General features: G+C 73.4%; 1 protein-coding gene. It reads left to right on the top strand.

The annotated features are described in order from the left end of the window. Nucleotides 1–195 precede the first annotated feature (195 nt). Nucleotides 196–1,392, top strand: coding sequence for a trypsin-like serine peptidase (locus tag ACFXKG_RS41220; protein WP_384850750.1), 1,197 nt, complete (start codon nucleotides 196–198; stop codon nucleotides 1,390–1,392). Nucleotides 1,393–1,578 lie beyond the last annotated feature (186 nt).

Genomic DNA, 1,578 nt, shown 5'->3' with positions numbered 1-1,578 from the left:
CCTGAGGGCCCGCTGAAGGTTCCTCTCTAGTGCGTCGTCGCGGTCGTCGGGGGCGGGCCGCCCCGCGGTGCGCCCCCCCCCCCCCGCCGTACGGGGGTACGGCCGTGGTCCGGTCCGGTCCGCGGACCCCTCGGTGGCGTCCCCCACAGGTATGGCACGCTCATGCCAAATTTTCGATCCAGGGGGAACCCCACCATGCGATCCGTACGACCACTGCTGACGGCCGCCTGCGCGGCCGCGGCACTCGCCCTGACCGCCACCGGCTGCGGCGGCGGTGACAGTGACGGCCCCGGCGACGGCAAGGCCGCCGGGGCCTCCGCCACCTCGTCCACCCCGGAGCCCGGCGGCGGAGCGGACGGCCCCGCGGTCCCCGCGGACCTGGCCGACGCGCTGAAGAAGCACGGCGTCGACCCGGAGAAGTGGAAGGACGGCGGGTGGAAGGACTGGGACAGGAAGAAGTGGCTCGGTGACGCCAAGGACTTCGTCAATCCGGTGATCGACGGGCTGTGGAAGCCCGAACGGATGCGGAGCGCGAAGTCACCGGTGAAGACGCTCGCCGCCCAGGACGCCTCCGGCGACCAGGACGTCACGGACCCGGAGCCGAGCCCGGTGCGGGCGGTGGCGGAGAAGACGCCCTACCACAAGAACGCGGCGCCCGTCGGGAAGGTCTTCTTCGACTCGCCCGAGGGCTCGATGGTCTGCTCGGCGACCGTGGTGAAGGACCCCGCGAACCCCGGCAGGTCCAACCTCGTGTGGACCGCGGGCCACTGCGTGCACGCGGGCGGGACGGGCGGCTGGTACCGCAACATCGCCTTTGTCCCCGCCTACAACGACCTGGGCAGGTCGGCGGCGGCGCTCGACAACGCGAAGCCGGGGGAGATCGCCCCGTACGGCGTCTACTGGGCGGACTGGGTCTCCACCTCGGGTGAGTGGATCAGTGGTGGCGGCCCGACCGGCGGCGCGGGCGCGGCGTACGACTACGCCGTGATGCACGTCGAGCCGGAGAAGGGCGGCAGGTCGCTGGAGGAGACCGTGGGCACCGCCCTGGACGTGGACTTCGACCTCCCCGAGGCCGCGAACATCGACGGCATGGGCGCCTGGGGCTACCCGGCCGCCGCCCCGTACGACGGGCTGCTGATGCACAAGTGCGTCGACAAGCCGGGCCGGCTCTCCGTCAGCCCCGGTACGCCGACGATGTGGCGGATCGGCTGCACCATGACCGGAGGTTCCTCGGGCGGCGGATGGTTCGCCACGCAGCCGGGCGGCAAGCTCGTGCTGGTCTCCAACACCTCGATCGGCCCGGTCACCTCGGGATGGCTGGCCGGGCCCCGGCTGGGCCCGGGCGCCGAGCGGATCTACACCGCGATGAGCGACAAGTTCGGCGCCCGCTGAGGGTCCCTGAGCGTCCCTGACGGCCCCGGCCGTACCGCGCTGGTCAGCGCCGGACCGGGCCCGTACGGCGCCGAGCGGCACGGCCGGAGGCCCGCCTCCCTCACCAGTTGGTGAGGGAGGCGGGCCACCCGCCGTCACAAACGGCACCAGCCGCAGCCAGCCCCCCGCACCCACGGGTGGAGCGCC

This window comes from Streptomyces sp. NPDC059255, from assembly GCF_042752355.1.
GTDB lineage: Bacteria > Actinomycetota > Actinomycetes > Streptomycetales > Streptomycetaceae > Streptomyces.
The sequence above is the reverse complement of the archived record's forward strand: the minus strand, read 5'-3'. Positions and strand labels throughout refer to the sequence as shown.

Excerpts from the sequence above, each read along its gene's own strand:
- ACFXKG_RS41220 (WP_384850750.1), top strand. The coding sequence starts at position 196 with ATGCGATCCGTACGACCACTGCTGACGGCCGCCTGCGCGGCCGCGGCA.